Annotated in this window: 14 protein-coding genes; 3 read left to right on the top strand and 11 right to left on the bottom strand. The window is 54.1% G+C overall.

Annotated elements, in window-relative coordinates; translation table 11 throughout:
* The first annotated feature begins 68 nt into the window (after nucleotides 1-68).
* The 3 genes from DWV16_RS16670 to DWV16_RS16660 all read left to right on the top strand — a co-directional run bounded on the left by DWV16_RS16670 (nucleotide 69) and on the right by DWV16_RS16660 (nucleotide 3,711).
* Nucleotides 69-662 carry a DUF5067 domain-containing protein gene (locus DWV16_RS16670; protein ID WP_118480435.1) on the top strand — a complete coding sequence of 198 codons (594 nt, stop codon included), beginning with the start codon at nucleotides 69-71 and terminating at the stop codon, nucleotides 660-662.
* Nucleotides 663-797: 135 nt separating this feature from the next.
* The gene (locus DWV16_RS16665; RefSeq protein ID WP_118480433.1) at nucleotides 798-1,913 is read left to right on the top strand and encodes a tyrosine-type recombinase/integrase; all 1,116 of its coding nucleotides are present in this window, start codon (nucleotides 798-800) and stop codon (nucleotides 1,911-1,913) included.
* Nucleotides 1,914-2,268: 355 nt separating this feature from the next.
* Nucleotides 2,269-3,711: a TrkH family potassium uptake protein gene (locus DWV16_RS16660; protein ID WP_066459982.1), complete on the top strand. Its 1,443-nt coding sequence runs from the start codon at nucleotides 2,269-2,271 to the stop codon at nucleotides 3,709-3,711.
* 67 nt (nucleotides 3,712-3,778) lie between these two features.
* On the opposite strand, the gene DWV16_RS16655 is transcribed toward DWV16_RS16660, so the two are convergent.
* From DWV16_RS16655 to DWV16_RS16605, 11 genes are all read right to left on the bottom strand, one after another.
* Entirely contained in the window at nucleotides 3,779-5,125 is a 1,347-nt protein-coding gene (locus DWV16_RS16655; RefSeq protein ID WP_158572956.1) for an MATE family efflux transporter, read from the bottom strand.
* Between the two features lie 210 nt (nucleotides 5,126-5,335).
* Nucleotides 5,336-7,243 carry a molecular chaperone HtpG gene (htpG, locus tag DWV16_RS16650; protein WP_066459980.1) on the bottom strand — a complete coding sequence of 636 codons (1,908 nt, stop codon included), beginning with the start codon at nucleotides 7,241-7,243 and terminating at the stop codon, nucleotides 5,336-5,338.
* A gap of 181 nt (nucleotides 7,244-7,424) precedes the next feature.
* On the bottom strand, nucleotides 7,425-8,099 hold the full coding sequence (locus tag DWV16_RS16645) for a V-type ATP synthase subunit D (RefSeq protein WP_066459979.1): 675 nt from the start codon (nucleotides 8,097-8,099) through the stop codon (nucleotides 7,425-7,427).
* A 41-nt stretch (nucleotides 8,100-8,140) separates the two neighbouring features.
* Nucleotides 8,141-9,541, bottom strand: a complete 1,401-nt coding sequence (locus DWV16_RS16640; RefSeq protein WP_066459978.1) for a V-type ATP synthase subunit B — start codon at nucleotides 9,539-9,541, stop codon at nucleotides 8,141-8,143.
* Entirely contained in the window at nucleotides 9,541-11,316 is a 1,776-nt protein-coding gene (locus DWV16_RS16635) for a V-type ATP synthase subunit A (protein ID WP_066459977.1), read from the bottom strand. The genes DWV16_RS16640 and DWV16_RS16635 overlap by 1 nt, the downstream gene beginning before the upstream one ends.
* A gap of 23 nt (nucleotides 11,317-11,339) precedes the next feature.
* A complete protein-coding gene (locus DWV16_RS16630; protein WP_066459976.1) occupies nucleotides 11,340-11,663 on the bottom strand; it encodes a V-type ATP synthase subunit F in 324 nt (107 codons plus the stop codon).
* Entirely contained in the window at nucleotides 11,656-12,633 is a 978-nt protein-coding gene (locus DWV16_RS16625; protein WP_066459975.1) for a V-type ATPase subunit, read from the bottom strand. Before DWV16_RS16625 ends, DWV16_RS16630 begins: the two co-directional genes overlap by 8 nt.
* 35 nt (nucleotides 12,634-12,668) lie before the next feature.
* A complete protein-coding gene (locus tag DWV16_RS16620; RefSeq protein ID WP_118480429.1) occupies nucleotides 12,669-13,256 on the bottom strand; it encodes a V-type ATP synthase subunit E in 588 nt (195 codons plus the stop codon).
* A 44-nt stretch (nucleotides 13,257-13,300) separates the two neighbouring features.
* Nucleotides 13,301-13,795, bottom strand: a complete 495-nt coding sequence (locus DWV16_RS16615; RefSeq protein ID WP_118480427.1) for a V-type ATP synthase subunit K — start codon at nucleotides 13,793-13,795, stop codon at nucleotides 13,301-13,303.
* Nucleotides 13,788-15,806: a V-type ATP synthase subunit I gene (locus DWV16_RS16610; RefSeq protein WP_118480425.1), complete on the bottom strand. Its 2,019-nt coding sequence runs from the start codon at nucleotides 15,804-15,806 to the stop codon at nucleotides 13,788-13,790. Before DWV16_RS16610 ends, DWV16_RS16615 begins: the two co-directional genes overlap by 8 nt.
* 39 nt (nucleotides 15,807-15,845) lie before the next feature.
* A complete protein-coding gene (locus tag DWV16_RS16605) occupies nucleotides 15,846-16,154 on the bottom strand; it encodes a hypothetical protein (RefSeq protein ID WP_066459971.1) in 309 nt (102 codons plus the stop codon).
* Nucleotides 16,155-16,709 lie beyond the last annotated feature (555 nt).

Here is a 16,709-nt window from a genome sequence, read left to right as displayed (position 1 = left end):
GATGCCTCGGCTCGTAGCTGGCTGCCACTCTTCCGAGGCAAATATATTGTAACAGGAGGTTAGACAAAATGAGAGGAAAAATAGTGGCGTTGCTATTGACAACGCTAATCCTATGTGCAGGATGTTCAGAATCAGCACCACAAAGTAGTGGCGTTGCGGGTTCTGTTCCAATAAGTAGTGCAGGTGAAGTAGAAAACGAGCAATCTGTTACATCATCGCAGGAATCCGAAAAGAGTGCGGAAAGTAAATATTATTTTGCGAATGGGGTTTTATTAGCTGAAGATGTTAAGATCGAGATAACTGATTATAAGATTATAGAAGTTGGGGACGAAGGGAATGAGTACGGGGAGACGCCTGTAATAGCTTTTTGGTACAAAACCACAAACCTTTCTGGTAAAGAAGGAATTAGTGCGATGATTGCCTGGATCGCAATGTTTGAAGCTATTCAGGACAATGATCCCAATATGGTTAACGCCCTGGAAGTTGCTGCTTTGCCAGACAATCGTTATTTAGATACGCAGACGGCAGATATCAAAAAAGATGGTACAGTAGAGTGCGCTGTGGCATACGAGCTGAATGATATGACGACCCCCGTTATTTTAAAGGCTAACAGGGGAGTGGGAGGGGAGACCCTCGGAGAGCAAATTTTTGAAATCGCTTAGATAAAAAAAGACCGCCCGGAGCACCACCTCCAGACGGTCACGCAAGCCACAAACCATACCAAAAAATTCATAGCTTTGCTGTAAGTATTTTACCACCTTTCTAAGCTCACGGCAAGGCTTAGAGGGGTGTTATTTTTGAAATGCAAGAAATGTCGAAAGACAATACCCGACGATGCGAAATTCTGTTGCTATTGCGGAGCCCCGATTCAAAAAAAGATGTACCGTCGACCGGATGGTCTATATGAGAAAATCGTTACAATTGATGGCAAACGGATCGCCTTCCGGGGGAAGACCGAAAAAGAAGTCGAACGCAAAATGGTTGAATTTCAGGGTGTAAAAGAGAGGGGACCCCTGTTTAAAGATGTCGCAGAAGACTGGGAGAGGGAACACTTCCCAACGTTGACATACAATTCTAAGAAAAGCTATAAGCCCGCAAAGCGAAGGGCCGTCACGTTTTTTGGGGAGAGGCCCATAAAAGAAATCGAGGTCAAGGATGGAAAGGCCTATCTGGGGCAACTCCCACAAACATGGGCGCAAAAGACGCTTAAAAATCATCTGCTTGTATTGAATTTGATCTTTGAATATGCCGCCGGTAACGGAATCCTAGACCACAATCCTATGGAATACGTACAAATACCAAAAGGGGCAAAGAGATCATATCGACGAGCTCCGACTCCAGAGGAAATTGAAACCATCAAAAACAGCATCGATAAACCGTTTGGATTGTTTGCGTATTTTCTGCTTTACACTGGATGCCGCCGCGGGGAGGCGCTAGCTCTCCAATATAAAGATGTAGATCGAAAAAACAAAACCATCCACATTACAAAAAGCGTGTACCACGAGGGGAACGCTCCGAGGATCAAGGCTCCGAAAACCGAAAAGGGGATCAGAGACATCATTCTTTTAGATGTCCTTGCCGAAAAACTGCCAAAGGGGAAGGCATCAGATTTTATCTTTGGATCCGGAGGCAGTCCGCTTACATCCAGTAAAGTGGAAGATCTGTGGATGGGATATCAAAAAGCGACAGGACTGGACGGCGTGACGCCGCATGTGGTTCGCCACGGGTACGCATCAATTTTACATGAAGCGGGGGTAGACCCCAAGGATGCGCAAGAAATGCTTGGCCATGCGAACATCTCAACCACCCTTGATATATACACACACATCACTGAAAAGAAGCGGTCTGAAACGGCAGAAAAATTAAACCGCTACACACAAAATACACAGTGTGACGATAAAAGTCCATTATAAAGGCATTTGGAAAGAGTTCGAATCTCTCCATCTCCGCCAAAACAGTCTCTGAGGATAACGCCTTGGAGACTGTTTTTTTGTTATGAAGAAAAGCGGCCGGCAGCCGGCAATTGTGATTTAAACCGTACTTATCAAAAATAGAAAACTATGCGGCAAGCGGGGATACAGATCCCTCCAAAACCCGCATTTTAAACCGGGCTAATGGCATTTTTATGCACAATCTTAATAAGCTGTGAGTATAAACGCTGTTGTTTCATCTTTATTTCAGGGCTTGTTTTAGGCGCCTCTTTGTGTTAATATTTCGTTAAGATTCCATTAGGGAATCGGGGGAAAAGGACGATGGGGGAAAAAGAATATGAACTTCCGGATGATTTATTATCTGATTGGAAATATCCTGCGGCTGGAAGCCGCATTTATGCTGCCGGCGTTGGCCATATCGTTTGCGCACCATGAAAAGGCCTCCTTCTGGGCTTTTTTTGGGTCTGTGGTGTTTTTGCTTGCAATCAGCCTGCCCGCGCGCAAACCGCAAAAAACGGCCTTTTATGCCCAGGAGGGCTTTTTGGTGGTTGGGTTGGCGTGGATTGTAATTTCTCTGCTGGGTTCGCTGCCGTTTTATCTGAGCGGAGCCATTCCGGGGCTGGCTAACTGTATTTTTGAAGGGATCAGTGGTTTCAGCACCACTGGGGCCAGCATTCTCCAAGATATTGAATCGCTTCCAATGGGGATTCTGTACTGGAGAAGCTTTTCGCATTGGCTGGGCGGCGTGGGGGTGCTGATCTTTGTGCTAGCGATTCTCCCGATGGCCAAGGGATCCGGTCATTCGATGCATCTGCTGCGGGCGGAAGGCCCCGGCCCGCGCGCGCATAAAATTTTACCGCGGATGCATGAGAGCGCCAAAAAAATTTATGGGATCTATATCTTTTTCACCCTTCTTTTGATGGTGCTGCTGCTGGTGGGCGGCATGCCCGTGTTCGATGCGGTGACGACGGCTTTCAGTACGGCGGGCACCGGCGGATTCCACATTAAAAACGACAGTATGATCTCATACAGCCCGTTCCTGCAGGGCACGGTGACATTTTTTATGGCTTTGTTCGGGGTTAATTTTTACGTGCTGCATCTTATTTTGCTGCGCCAATTCTCGAAAGCATTCGCCAATGAAGAATTCCGGGTATATCTGCTGGTATTGCTCAGCGCAACGATGATTATTTCCGCCAATGTCCTCTATCATCAGGGCGGAAATCTGTTGAATACCCTTCATCATGTCGCGTTCCAGGTGGCTTCGGTCATCACAGGCACCGGATTTGCAACGCTGGATTATAATTATTGGCCGGAGCTTTCCAAGTGGATTCTGGTGGTGCTGATGATGCTGGGAGCTTCGGCGGGCTCTACTTGCTGCGGAATCAAGATTTCCCGTGCGGTGATCTTTTCCAAAGCAGCCGGATGCGGTATCAGCAAGATGCTCCGGCCGCGGCTGGTGCGGCTGGTGCGGATGGATGGGGAAGTGGTCGACGATCAGGTGGTCAACGGTGTTTTCACCTTTTTGACCTATTACGCGCTCATCACGATTCTTTCAGTCGTCCTTGTATCGCTGGACAATTTCTCTTTCGAAACGACGGTTACCGCGGTGCTGGCCTGCTTTAACAATGTGGGGCCAGGGCTGGGAATGGTTGGCCCGGTTGGGAATTATCACGCTTTTTCAGATTTCAGTAAGCTGGTGCTCAGCGCGGATATGCTGATTGGAAGGCTGGAGATCTTCCCGATGCTGATGCTGTTCATGCCATCCGCTTGGAAGCGCTGAGACGTCTTACATAAAAGAAAAAAGGCCGGCGCCATTCTCAATGGAATGGCGCCGGCCTTTTGGAATCTCAGTCGATCAGATGCTTGGAACGCCATTTCCCGCTTCTCCAGCGCAGATACGAAACCAGAACGCGGAAAACCTCGTCGCAGGTCATCGCGATCCAGATGCCAGGCAGTCCCCATCCGAGAACAATCCCGAGCAGATAGCCCCCGCCGACCGCGACGGTCCAGACAGTCGTGACATTGAGGCAGATGGGGAAGCGGATGTCGCCCGCGGTTTGCAATGCGCGAAACAGCACAATGTTTCCAGCGCGGCCGAGCTCCAGCAGGATCTCGATCCCCATGATCGTCTTGCACAGGTCGAGCACCTGCGGATCGTTGGTGAAGAGCCCAAAAAGCGGCTTGCAGAAAACCCACAACAGCAGCGAGACCAGAAAAGAAACGAGCATCGACCAACGAAGTGTGGAATTGACCCGCTTGTCGGTTTCCTCGGCCATGCGCGCGCCCATGAGGTAGCCCACGATGATTTGGGTCGCCTGCGCGATCGAGTTGACATAGAGGTAAGAGAGGGTCGCGAACATATTCGAGTAGACTCGGGCGGTAATCACGTAGATGGGCAGCGTGTTGCACATCGTCTGGATGACGATTTGGGTGAGGTTGTAGGAGACGCTTTCCCCGCCGGACGGAATGCCGATTTTGAGCAGCCGCCAGAGATGCTCCCACGGAAATGGCCGCAGGTGCCGCAGCGACATAGGCGTGCGGATCTGACGGCGGAAAAGCCACGCGATGACCATGACGCCGACCAGGCGGGAGAGGTCGCTCGAGACGGCCGCGCCCGCCACGCCGAGCATTGGGATGGGGCCCAGGCCGTTGATGAGAATGAAGTTACCAAGGATATTCAGAAGATTCATCACGATCGAGATGAACATCGTCTGGCGGGTGAGCCCGTGCGCCCGGAAGAAAGCCACGAAGGTGAGGTGAATCGCCTGCAGCGGCATGCCGAAGCCGATGATCCGCAGGTAGCCGCAGGCTTCGCGCATCAGCTCCTCCGGCACGCCCATGAGCCCGAAGATCTGCCGGGGAAACCCAATGAGAAAGAACGCGATCACCAGGGAAAAGAGCACATTCACGAGCATCGAGACGGTATAGGTCTGCGCGACCCGCTCGGTGCTGCCCGCGCCGAGGTATTGGGTGATCAGAATGGTGGCTGCCATACAGATCACTGAGAAGGAGATGATGAGCAGATTGGTGATGACATTGGCGTTTCCGATGGCCGCGACCGCTGTGCCGGAGGTCTTTGCCACCATGATCTGGTCGACATTGCTGACCAGCATCTGTAAAACCAGCTCGACGAAGATCGGCCAGGTCAGCCCGACCAGATAGCCGCGCGAGTTGATCTTTTTAAAATCTTCCATAGAGAAGCTCCCATTCCGCATAATGATTTCATAAAGCATTATATGCTTTGCACAGTTTTTGTCAATGGGTTTTTCACATGTTATACAAGAAAATGCAGGGGCGCGGCGTGCACTCCTGCATTTTTAGCAAATATAACAGCGTCCACGCTTTGGGAAGCGCGGGCCGGGGCTGAACCCCGGCGATCCGCAATTGATGGAAAATTTTTAGTCTTAATGAGACATCAGGTCGCAGATGGCGTTCGAAAAAGCGACCGGGTCCTCGATCGGCATCCCTTCGATCAGCATCGCCTGATTATAAAGAAGCCCCGCATACTGCTTGAGTTTCTCTTCATTGCCGTCTTTGGAAAGCGCCTGTAGTGCCGCAAAGACCGGGTGCGCGGCGTTTACCTCCAAAATCCGCTGCGCCTTGACAGGAGCATTGTCCGGGGTGCTGTTTGGCATTGAATTGAGCACCTTTTCCATCTCGAGCGAAAGCGCGCCTTCACTTGAAATGCAGACAGGGTGGCTCTTGAGCTTTCCAGACAGGCGCACCGACGCAACCTTGCCGGAGAGCGCGGAAGAGAGCGTGTCAAGGAGTCCCTTGTTCTCTTCGCCAAGCTTCTTGAGCTCCTCCTTTTCCTCCTCGTTTTCAAGGCCGAGGTCGCTGTCCGAAACCGAACGAAACTCCTTGTCCTCAAATTTGAAGAGCATCTTGAGCGCGAACTCATCAATGTCGTCGGTCAGATAGAGGATTTCGCGTCCAGCGTCGCGGATGCGTTCGGTCTGCGGAAGAAGATCGATCTTTTCGATTGTTTCACCGCAGGCGTAATAGATGTATTTCTGATCCTCCGGCATCCGGCTGACGTATTCATGCAGGGTGACAGGCTTCTTCTCCTGTGAGGAGTAGAACATCAACAAATCCTGCAGAAGCTCCTTCTTTGCGCCGTAATCGCTGTAGACGCCATATTTGAGCTGCAAGCCAAAGTTTTTATAAAACGCTTCGTATTTGTCACGGTCGTTTTCAAGCATTGCGAGCAGTTCGGAGTGGATCTTCTTTTCGAGCCGCCCGGCGATGAGTTTAAGCTGCCGGTCGTGCTGAAGCATCTCACGGGAGATGTTGAGCGAAAGGTCCTGCGAATCGACCAGGCCTTTGACAAAGCTAAAGCAGTCGGGAAGCAAGTCGGCGCATTTGTCCATGATCAGGACGCCGGAAGCGTAGAGCTGCAGCCCCTTTTCATAATCGCGGCTGTAGTAATTAAACGGCGCGCGCGCCGGAATAAACAGCAGGGCGTTGTAGGTGGCGGAGCCTTCGGTGCTCGAGTGGATGACGCGCAGCGGGTCCTGGTAGTCGAAGAATTTCTCTTTGTAGAAATTGTTGTAATCCTCGTCGGTGACCTCGGATTTTTGCTTTTTCCAGATGGGAACCATGCTGTTGAGCGTTTCATTGACCGTATAGGTCTCATATTCCGGCTTTTCCTCAGGGCAGCCCTCCTTGAGACGGGAAGCTTCCATATCCATTTTGATGGGGTAGCGGATGTAGTCGGAATATTTTTTCACCAGAGCGGAGATCCGGTGGCTGTCGAGAAACTCGTCGTAGTTTTCCTCTTCGGAGTTTGGTTTGATGTGCAGGGTGATCACGGTGCCATGGTCCGGTTTTGCGCATTCCTCAATCGTGTAGCCCTCGACCCCGTGGCTTTCCCATTTCCAGGCTTCCTCCGAACCGAAGGCGCGGCTTTCGACCGTCACATCGTCCGAAACCATGAAAGCGGAATAGAAACCGACGCCGAACTGTCCGATGATGTCGACATCCTCCTTCTGTTCATTCTCCTGCTTAAAGGCGAGCGAACCGCTCTTGGCGATGGTGCCGAGGTTCTGCTCGAGCTCGTCTTTGGTCATGCCGCAGCCGTTGTCGGTGATGGTCAGCGTGCGTGCGTCCTTGTCGACCGCAAGGCTGATTGCGAAATCTCCGCGGGAAAGACCGGTCGCACCGTCCGAAAGCGAATGGTAATAGAGCTTGTCGATCGCGTCGCTGGCGTTGGAGATCAGCTCCCGCAGGAAAATCTCCTTGTGGGTGTAAATCGAGTTGATCATCAGGTCGAGCAAACGCTTCGATTCGGCCTTGAACTGTTTGGTTCTCATGATGAACAAGCATCCCTTTCAATCTGAAATAATGACAAACAAGAAGTTAGCACTCAAATATATCGAGTGCTAACTTAAATATACCCGATTCCTGCCAAAAAATCAAGTATAAATTGTGAACAAACCGAGAATGCGCAAAAAAAGGGCCGCCCGACGGGCGGCCCCAACAGTGGTATGGATTCTATTCGGACCAGCCTTGTTCGCGCTCCTTGTAGTGGTGCGCTTCCTGTAGCATCATGTCCTTGACCTTCATCAGGCGGATCTGAGTGGAACGCTCGTTCTCATCCAGCTTCATCGTGATGTACTTGATGTTCTCCTGTGTCTCCGGGATCATAACATGCTCGAGCGCGTTGACGCGGCGGCGGGTCTTTTCGATCTCAGCCGCCATCAGCTGACAGGATTTTTCGCATTCGGCTAGCCGCAGCATGTCGGGCAGGACATCGGCCAGGGATTTGACCGCGTCGTCCAGATCGGAGGAGGTGAACGCAAAACCGTAGGAATAGATGTTGTTCGCGTCGGAGGAGCGGGTCTTATATTCGAACACGGGGATCTCAACGCTCATGACGTTCTTTTGGGAAGCCTCCAAAAAGACCTCCTGCATCGGAGCCATCAGGGCAACGTTGAGCACCTCGTCGTCCATCCCCGCGCGCGCAAGCACGAAGTTTTTATTTGCGGCGGCAATACCTGCCTCAACCTTTTCGCGCAGCGCTTTATTTTCCCGGACGAGATCCAAAAACTGCCGCATCAATTCGTCGCGCTTATCCTTGAGCAGCTTGTGGCCGCGGCGAGCGGTAGACAGCTTCTTTTTGAGGCGGGTCAGCTCCATACGCGTTGGATTTACATGGGTAGATGCCAAGGGTCAATCACCCCTTTCCCATAAATTGAATCGCGGCGTCATCAGGCTTCTTCCTCTGCAAGGATATCGCCGTATTTGCCGTAATGCTCGTCGAGGAATTCGTCCTTGATACGTTTGAGCTCACTTCTCGGCAGGATCGAAAGCAGCTGCCAGCCGATCCGCAGGGTCTCTTCAATGTCGCGGTTGGCGGTGTAGCCCTGCGAGACGAAGTGGCGCTCAAACGCGTCGGCAAACTTCGCATAGAGCAGGTCGATGTCGGTCAGAGCCGCTTCGCCAAGGATGACCATGAGTTCCTTCGCGTCCTTGCCGCGCGCGTACGCCGCAAACAGCTGATTTAAGACGTTCGAATGGTCGGCGCGGGTTTTGCCTTCGCCGATGCCCTTGTCCTTAAGCCTCGAGAGGGAAGGCAGCACGTCGATCGGCGGGGTGACGCCCTTGCGGTACAGGTCACGGGAGAGGATGATCTGACCTTCGGTGATGTAACCGGTGAGGTCTGGGATTGGGTGGGTTTTGTCGTCCTCCGGCATCGTCAGAATCGGGATCATGGTGATTGAGCCGTTCCTGCCGCGCTGGCGTCCGGCGCGCTCGTAGATCGACGCGAGGTCGGTGTACATGTAGCCAGGGTAACCGCGGCGTCCGGGGACTTCCTTGCGGGCCGCGGAAACCTCACGCAGCGCGTCGGCGTAGTTGGTGATGTCGGTGAGGATGACCAGCACGTGCATGCCCTTTTCAAAGGCGAGAAATTCAGCGGCGGTCAGCGCCATACGCGGGGTTGCGATACGTTCGACAGCCGGGTCGTTTGCGAGGTTGATGAAGAGTACCGTGCGGTCGAGCGCGCCGGTTTCCCTAAACGAGTTGATGAAGAAGTTCGATTCCTCGAAGGTGATGCCCATCGCGGCAAAGACGACCGCGAACGGTTCGGTGGTGCCGCGCACCTTCGCCTGGCGCGCGATCTGCGCGGCGAGGTTCGCGTGCGGCAGGCCGGACGCCGAGAAGATCGGCAGCTTTTGGCCGCGGACCAGGGTGTTCAGGCCGTCGATGGCCGAAACGCCGGTCTGGATGAACTCCTGCGGGTAATTGCGGGCGGTCGGGTTCATCGGCAGGCCGTTGATGTCCATGCGTTTTTCCGGCAGGATTTCCGGGCCGTTATCGATCGGACGGCCGAGTCCGTCAAATACGCGGGAAAGCATATCTTCAGAAACGCCCAGCTCCATCGTGCGGCCGAGGAACCGCACGCGGGAATTGGAAAGGTTGATACCAGTGGAGGATTCGAACAGCTGAACCAGCGCATTGCTGCCATCGATCTCCAGCACCTTGCAGCGGCGTTTCTCGCCGGAAGCGAGTTCGATCTCACCGAGTTCGTCGTAGGTGACGCCTTCAACGCCACGCACCAGCATCAGAGGACCCGCAACCTCCTGGATTGTCCTGTATTCCTTGGGCATTAGTCTTCCTCCTTCTGCGCGAGAAGCGCTGCGGCTTCATCGGACAAAGTCTTTTTGATCTGCTCGTACTCTGCCTGGACTTTATCGTCCTCGATGTATTTGAAGCGGCCGATCCGCTCGCGCACTGGCAGTTTGACCAGTGCGTCAATCGAAGCACCTTTTTTGAGCGCGTCGAGGGTGGTGTCATAGAATTCGAGCACAAGCTTCATCATCAGGTACTGTTTCTCGAGCGGCGTGTAGGTATCCGTCTCGTGGAAGGCGTTCTGATGCAGGAAGTCCTCACGGATCGAACGGGCCGTCTCAAGCTTCAGACGGTCGGGCGCGGAGAGCGCGTCCATACCGACCAGCTTGACGATCTCGTCGAGCTCGGCCTCGTCCTGCAGCATCCGCATGAGGCGCGCGCGCAGGTCGGACCAGTCCGGATGGACATTTGCGTTAAACCAGACAGAGGTGTTGTCGGAATAGAGCGAATAACTGGTCAGCCAGTTGATCGCGGGGAAATGGCGCTGATACGCCAGGTCGGAGTCGAGGCTCCAGAAGACCTTGACGATACGCAGCGTCGCCTGGGTGACCGGCTCGGAGATATCGCCGCCGGCCGGGGAAACCGCGCCGATGACCGACAGGGCGCCCTCGCGGCCCTCCCTGCCAAGGGTGTGCACGCGGCCCGCGCGCTCATAGAACTGCGCCAGACGGCTTCCGAGATAAGCGGGGTAACCTTCCTCGCCGGGCATCTCTTCGAGGCGGCCGGACATCTCGCGCAGCGCTTCCGCCCAGCGGGAGGTCGAGTCGGCCATCAGCGCGACCGAGTAGCCCATGTCGCGGAAATATTCCGCGATGGTGATGCCGGTGTAGATCGAAGCCTCACGCGCCGCAACCGGCATATCCGAGGTATTCGCGATCAGCACGGTGCGCTCCATCAGGGAGTAGCCGGTTTTTGGGTCTTTCAGCTCGGGGAATTCGTTCAGAACGTCGGTCATCTCGTTACCGCGCTCACCGCAGCCGATGTAGACGACGATATCCGCTTCTGCCCATTTCGCCAGCTGGTGCTGGACGACCGTCTTGCCGGAACCGAACGGGCCCGGGACGGCCGCGACGCCGCCCTTGGCGATCGGGAACAGGGCGTCGATGACACGCTGGCCGGTGACAAGCGGCATATCGGGCGGGAGTTTTTCTGCATACGGCCTGCCGCGGCGGACCGGCCAGCGCTGCATCAGGGTGAGGGACTTTTCTTCGCCGGAATCGGTTTCGACTGTTGCAACCACGTCGACGACGGTGTAATCACCCTCGCTGATGGTCTTGATCTTTCCGGAGATGCCATAAGGGACCATGATCTTATGCAGGACGATCTTGGTCTCCTGGACGGCGCCAATGATATCGCCGGCCTCAACCGCGTCGCCCGCCTTGACGGACGGAACAAAATGCCATTTATTTTCGCGGTTCAGGGAGGGGACTTCGATGCCGCGCTCGAGGTTGTTGTGCCCGGTCGCTTCCATGATGGCGTCCAGCGGGCGCTGAATGCCGTCGTAGATGCTCTGGATCAGTCCTGGTCCAAGTTCGACGCTCATCGGGGCGCCGGTGGATTCTACCGGTTCGCCCGGGCCGAGGCCGGAGGTCTCCTCATAGACCTGGACGGAAGCCTGGTCTCCGTGAATCTCGATGATTTCACCGATCAGGCGCTGGTCACTGACGCGCACAACGTCAAACATGTTGGCGTCGCGCATCCCTTCAGCGATAACCAGCGGGCCGGCGACCTTTTTTATCGTACCTTTGCTCATTTTTTCAACTCACCTGCTTACACTTAGTTATCATTATTGAAAATGATGTCGGAGCCAACTGCCTGCTCCACCGATTTTTTCACATTTCGGATACCCATCCCGGTATTTCCGGAAACGCCGGGGATGGGTATGATTGCGGGGAGGGGAGCGCTGCGGTATATTTCCAGCTGTTCCGCAAGGGCCTCGGCGAGCGCTTCGGTGATATAAATCACGGCGTATTCGCCTTCCGCGAGGTCCTTGAGCTGCCTGGCTGCCTGGTCGGGCTCGGTGACGGGATAGGTATCCAGTCCGAGCGCCGCGAAGCCATAGATGCTGTCGCGATCCCCGATGACTGCTACTTTATACATACATATCCCTTACCCTTTCCCGGACCACGCTGTCCGGCAGGCCGTTGAGCTTGCCCGAAAGGATGATCCGAACTGTTTTGATCTCGTTTTCACGGCCAAGGATATAGGCGGCCAGCGGGCCGACGCCGTGGGCCACATACTGCTGCGACTGGATCATCTCGATGATCGCGTTGTCACAGTACCGCTCAAACGCCGCAGAGGACTGCTCCAGGATCGGGGCGCCTGCGGCAAATTCGGTTGAGGAAAGGCAATTGCCGATCGAATCAACCCCTTCCATCGCGGCGCGCGCGAGGCGGGTTACATCGAGACTGTCGCATGGGCACAGTGCCCGGCGGATGAATTCGAGGGGTTTGCCGGTGCGGTGGCAGCGCACCGCGATCTTCACATCCGCCGCCACGACGGTCATCTCGGCATACTTGCGGATCAGCTCGTTTTCCGAATCCTTGCCCGCTTTGTAAATCGCTTCGAGAGCCGCGCGGTCGATGATGATGTCGCACAGCTGGCCGTCATGGGTGCGAGCGAGCGCGTTGTAGCCCTCTTCGGCCGCGGCGCGCATGCCTTCAGGCAGCATGGCGAAATTCCGGTCGCGCAGGCAGGTGAGGATCAGGTCCACATCCACCGTGCCGTTTTTCATGTAGATGCCGAAATCCTCGTCGCCGGTACAGACCTGCTTGATGGCCGCTTTGAGATTGTGGTAGTCGTTCGCGTAGAGGAACACGTCGAACACCGACATGTCGTCTACCACTTCGCGGATCACTTCCCAGGTCTTTTCCCGTTCCATCGCGAGCAGCTCTTCAGCGGTGGGGTTCGCGACCGCAAGGTCGCCCCAGCCTTTGTCCATGAGCAGACGCATGCATTCGCTGTAGCTTTTGGTTGCAAGGAGCTGTTCGATCGTCTGGCTGGAAAAGAGGGTCAGTTCATTGGAGCGGATGCGCGCAACCGCATAGATATATGACAAATCAGAAGACATTGCTTAAACCTCCTTTATCTGGGATTACGCGCATCTTATGCAAAGAGGAGCTCCTGTACCTTATCCTGCAGGTCTTCGCGCGCGGCGTAGAAGAGGGCTTCGATCGAGCAGTTTTCCTCGATGCCGCCGTACACCAGCACGAAACCGCCGTCAATGTCGCGGGTCTCTTTGGAAATGGTGAGCTTTCCGCCCGAAATCACCTTGCCCAGGCTTTCCGCAAAGCCGGCGGGCAGGCGCGCCAAGTCGCGGGGGGAGAAAAGGATCTCGCCGTCCTGCGCGAGCGCAAATTTTCCGGCCATTTTCAGAATCAGGGCGAAGTAGTCCGCATCCGGCAGGGAATAGATCGACTGCTGCGCGTCCGCGATGGCCGCGCCGATGATCTCCTGCTTTGCGGTGAGGATCGCGCGCCGGCGCGCAAGGTCGGCGGCGGATTTGGTGGAAGCAATGTAGTTCTGCACCGCCGTTTCGGACTGCTCGTCGATATAGCCGCACTGGATCTTCGCTTCCGCTTTGGCATTCTCAACGATCTGGGCCGCTTCGGTTTTGGCCTGCGCGATGACCTCGTCCGCCTTCTGCTGGGCTTCGTCGTGAATCTGCTTTAAGATTTTTTCGAGTCCTGTCATAGCAGAGTTCTCCTAACTAAAATAAGTACGGTCATCATCCGCCATTAAATGTTCATGCCAGCAACGCCGTTGATGGACAGCAGGGAGATGAGCAGCGCGAGGATCGCGTAGGTTTCGACCATTGCCGGGAAGATCATCGCTTTACCGAACTGGTCCGGCTTTTTCGCAACGAGGTTGATCGAACCGACCGAAGCGCGGCCCTGGTAGCAGGCGCTCTGATAACCGGCGATCGCCATCGGCAGGCAGGCGCACATATACATAATGCCCTTTGCGGTGGAGATCTCAACCGGGGCGCCGATGACGCCCGCGTTTGACAGGCAGATAAATGCGATCAGCAGGCCGTAGATGCCCTGGGTGCCGGGGAGCAGCTGAAGGATCAGGACCTTGGAGAATTTACTGGGGTCTCCGGTGACGACGCCAGCGGCCGCCTGGCCGGCAATACCGGTGCCGACCGCGCTTCCGGCGCCGGCGAAACCGGCCGCGAGCGCGGCTCCGAGAATTGCGAATGCGATACCGAGGTTCGAGAAGATACTAGACATTATGGGTGTCCTCCTTGATTTTGTAATATTTTGTATGCACTGCGAACGGGTCAAACTTCCGTCCGCCACCCTCATAAAATTTACCGAAGAACTCGACATACTGGAGACGGTTGGTATGCACATATGCGCCCAGAAGCTCGATGCCGAAGTTTAAAAGGTGCCCGAAACAGAACACCAGGATAAACACGATCGCGCCCACGAGGCTGCCGCCCATCATGGAACCCATTTGGTTGATGACGGTGCCCACAACACCGGTTGCGAGTCCCAGCGCCAGCAGGCGGGAGTAGGAAAGTACATCGCTCAGGTAGCTGGTCACGCCGTACAGCTCGTAAAGGCCCTGGATGAATTTGACGACCGGGTTTTTCGAGTCGCCGTTCGTGAGGGTGATGCCGACCGCGCCGATAATCGTGACCCAGGTCGAAACGGTTCCCACTGTGGCGGGCAGCTTCTGGACCTGGAGGATATTTGCGATCATGTCGGTTGAAAGCAGCAGCAGGATACCGCCGCCGACGAGCATGTACCAGAAGACGACCTTGGTAACAGCTTCATAGTAGCGCTTCGCTTTGAGATGCTGGTAAAGCTGAATGCCCAGGCCGATGAACAGGTGGATGACGCCAAGCCCCATACAGAAAACGAGCAGGCGCATCGGTTCATTGAGCGGGATGAACCAGAGCGGCGGGATGGTGATATCGACCCCGAAGAAAACCCGCCCGATCACGTCGACCACATCGCCGAAGTAGCTGGAGAACATGATGCCCCAGAACATGGTGGAGATTCCACAGTAGAGGAACATTTTCATCATGTTGCGCATTCCGTCCTCCATGTTCTTAAACTTCCACAGGACAAACCCGCAGCCGAGCGTGACCATCGCGCCGTAGCCGGTGTCGGAGAACATGAGCCCGAACATCAGATAATAGAAACAGGCAACAATCATGGTCGGGTCGATTTCGCCCTTGGTTGGCAGCGCATAGGATTCCACGACGCTTTCAACCGGTTTGGCGAAGCCGTTGTTTTTCAGAAGCACCGGGACATCCTCATCCTCGCCGGGATCGGATATCGAAACGCAGATGTCGTAGCTGTTTTCGAGCTTCGGCACCAGCGCGGCCGCTTCGACCTGCGGGATGTAGCCGGTAAGGAAGAAAGTGGATTTCGACTGCATCGAGCGGCCAACCGCGTCATACTTTTCGATTCTGATGTTGCAGTAATCGATGAGGAAACGCAGGTCGTCGCGAGCGCCGAAGAATTCGCGGATATTTTCCTCCGCGGCGTCGATGATCGTCAGCGCGGCTTCGAGCGCGGCTTCGATCTCCTTTTTATGTTCCGCCGGGGAGAGTTTGGAAGGGGAAGCGGGACGGACAAAACCCATTGTGCGCAGCGCGGCTTCCACAGCCGGGCCGTCCGGACGCGCGCAGAGGATCAGCACGCAGGTCTGGTCGGCGCTGTGGCTGATGATGTCCACATTCACCGCGCCGGTGTTGGGGGCGTTTTCGGCCAGCCCCGCGTAGATGGCTTCGAGCGGGAGGTCGTCGGAGAAAGATCCAACAAAGCCCGCGGTGGAGCGGGTGCCATCGAAGCGCATTGAAACGCCCAGCCCCATCCAGGGCTCAAGCGAATCGAGCTGTGCCTGCAATTTCAGGATTTCGGCCTTGTTTTCGGCAATCTTTCGGGAGAGGGCCGTCAGAGTCTGCGCCTGATTGAGCACCTGCTCATATTTGGATTCAAAACTCTGATAATCCGCAGCGGACACCGGTTTTCTACCCTCCAGGGAGGAAAGCATGGAGCTTTTTACCGGATTGTAGGTATCGAGCACTTCAAGCGCCTGATTTGCAGCGGTGATCGCTTTTTCAAACTGCGATTTTGAAGCGGACGTATCCACTTTTTCAAAACCGGGGTCCTGCGCAGAGAGATCTGAAATCTCGACCACGCCGCACCGCTGCAGGGTATCCAGAATTTTTTTGCGGTCTTTTTTCAGCGCGCATATGCTGATGCGTTGCATCTGCAGCACCGCCATAGAACGGATGCCTCCTTTTTGGTGGAATGGGGGAACGCGCTAGATCAGTTCGGTCAGGATCAGATTGCGGACCTCGCCAGCCTTGGCCTTCGCGCGCTCGTGAAGTTCCGCGATTTCCTGTTTGGAAGCAGCCACTGCATCGGTCTGCAGGGACTTGCTGTTTTCGCGGGCCGCGTCAAGCGCCGCGGCCGCCCTGGCTTTTGCCTCGGCGGTCATCTGCGAAATCGTCTGCGAAGCCTCCGCCTGCGCCTTTGCCAGAATGTTTTTGCGCTCTTGCGTAGCAGCTTTCTCGATCTGCTCGGCTTCAAGTTCAGCCTCCCGGACAGCCCGGATGGTCTCTTGCTCCATTTTCTCACCACCAATTCCTATAAAATTTATATAATAGTTCCTATTTGGGTCAAATAAAGTTACCCGGTTTTAGACCTATTGAATAATATTGTATAACAATTCTGGTAAACAATCAATATAAGCGATTGATTATTTTTAGACGAAGAATAATAATTTCTCAACAAAAAATTGGGATTAAATATAAAAATAACCTCCAATTTTTATGCGATTCCGCTGTAAAAACCGGTCAAAATTTTAAGACAACAGCTATATTGTACTATAAGTTTTTGATAATATCAAGAAAAAATAGTGAACATATGGAAATTTTATGATAACTTTTTATTAACGCAATCTTAACACGGATTTTTGCAACTTTAAAAGGGCTGAGGTGCAAAATGGCAGTTTTTCCAAGGATATGCTGTTGAATTTGACGATATATAGGAGTAAAATGTAAGTATCAGGCAGACAATCCCTGAGATTTTGTTATTTTATGAAAATTGTGAAGTAAATTTCAGAAATTCTGTTACTATTATTATAGGAAATATCCACGGCGTTTCTATGGGCATTTCCAAGTAT

It is taken from the genome of Anaerotruncus sp. AF02-27 (assembly GCF_003465835.1).
GTDB classification, from domain to species: Bacteria; Bacillota; Clostridia; order Oscillospirales; family Ruminococcaceae; genus Anaerotruncus; species Anaerotruncus rubiinfantis.
The sequence above is the reverse complement of the archived record's forward strand: the minus strand, read 5'-3'. Positions and strand labels throughout refer to the sequence as shown.

Coding starts and splice junctions, on each gene's coding strand:
- DWV16_RS16670 (WP_118480435.1), top strand. CDS start 69: ATGAGAGGAAAAATAGTGGCGTTGCTATTGACAACGCTAATCCTATGT.
- DWV16_RS16660 (WP_066459982.1), top strand. CDS start 2,269: ATGAACTTCCGGATGATTTATTATCTGATTGGAAATATCCTGCGGCTG.
- DWV16_RS16655 (WP_158572956.1), bottom strand. CDS start 5,125: ATGGAAGATTTTAAAAAGATCAACTCGCGCGGCTATCTGGTCGGGCTG.
- htpG (WP_066459980.1), bottom strand. CDS start 7,243: ATGAGAACCAAACAGTTCAAGGCCGAATCGAAGCGTTTGCTCGACCTG.
- DWV16_RS16640 (WP_066459978.1), bottom strand. CDS start 9,541: ATGCCCAAGGAATACAGGACAATCCAGGAGGTTGCGGGTCCTCTGATG.
- DWV16_RS16635 (WP_066459977.1), bottom strand. CDS start 11,316: ATGAGCAAAGGTACGATAAAAAAGGTCGCCGGCCCGCTGGTTATCGCT.
- DWV16_RS16630 (WP_066459976.1), bottom strand. CDS start 11,663: ATGTATAAAGTAGCAGTCATCGGGGATCGCGACAGCATCTATGGCTTC.
- DWV16_RS16625 (WP_066459975.1), bottom strand. CDS start 12,633: ATGTCTTCTGATTTGTCATATATCTATGCGGTTGCGCGCATCCGCTCC.
- DWV16_RS16620 (WP_118480429.1), bottom strand. CDS start 13,256: ATGACAGGACTCGAAAAAATCTTAAAGCAGATTCACGACGAAGCCCAG.
- DWV16_RS16615 (WP_118480427.1), bottom strand. CDS start 13,795: ATGTCTAGTATCTTCTCGAACCTCGGTATCGCATTCGCAATTCTCGGA.
- DWV16_RS16610 (WP_118480425.1), bottom strand. CDS start 15,806: ATGGCGGTGCTGCAGATGCAACGCATCAGCATATGCGCGCTGAAAAAA.
- DWV16_RS16605 (WP_066459971.1), bottom strand. CDS start 16,154: ATGGAGCAAGAGACCATCCGGGCTGTCCGGGAGGCTGAACTTGAAGCC.